This window comes from Vibrio sp. YT-19(2023), assembly GCF_033337395.1.
Map to the genome: position 1 here is coordinate 1 of NZ_JAWOQN010000757.1, position 601 is coordinate 601.

Below are 601 nucleotides of genomic sequence, written 5' to 3' on the forward strand. Positions count from 1 at the left end.
AGTGATTGAATTTGCCCACTGTTAAACAACATTTTAAGACTTGCTTTACCATCAACTTGACTTTTCCCAAGCTGAGAAATATAGCGAGAGCTAGAACTCAGCGCCTTTTGGATAACAGGGTTGCTTAGAGAAGATTGAGAACCAGTCGCTCGAACAATCACATCTTTCATACCTTGTTCACGAGCCGCAGACTCACCGTCGTTCTGCTCACTGTCGATAACCACTTCGGCACGATAGATATCTACCTGAGTTAATGCATACACCGGCAGGGACAACCAACCGATCAGTAAGAGAGCTAAATAGCGCATAGTTTTCATAATCCTCTAAACAAGAACCCGCATAATAAGCAACTATCAAATCTTGAGCAAGGCGCGTACTGAGTGAATTGTTTGTAGTTTGACCAAGTTAAAGCCGTTTTTTGCATCACTAGGTGATTAATTAACGTTACCCCATCAACATGAACTCATATCGATGCATATTGAAAGACATAAAACCTGATATTCATTGCTCTTGAAGCTTCATTTTCAAGAGCGCTTATTAGATCACAGCACATCGATATTCTTTGAATGGCTTAATTTGGACTCGTAAAATCGTCCATTTT

Annotated in this window: 1 protein-coding gene; it reads right to left on the reverse strand. The window is 40.3% G+C overall.

Translation table 11 applies throughout. From position 1 onward, the window contains the following. A partial coding sequence (locus R7E78_RS28300; RefSeq protein ID WP_318058902.1) for a DUF2066 domain-containing protein occupies window positions 1–308 on the reverse strand: 308 nt, incomplete at its 3' end. Window positions 309–601 lie beyond the last annotated feature (293 nt).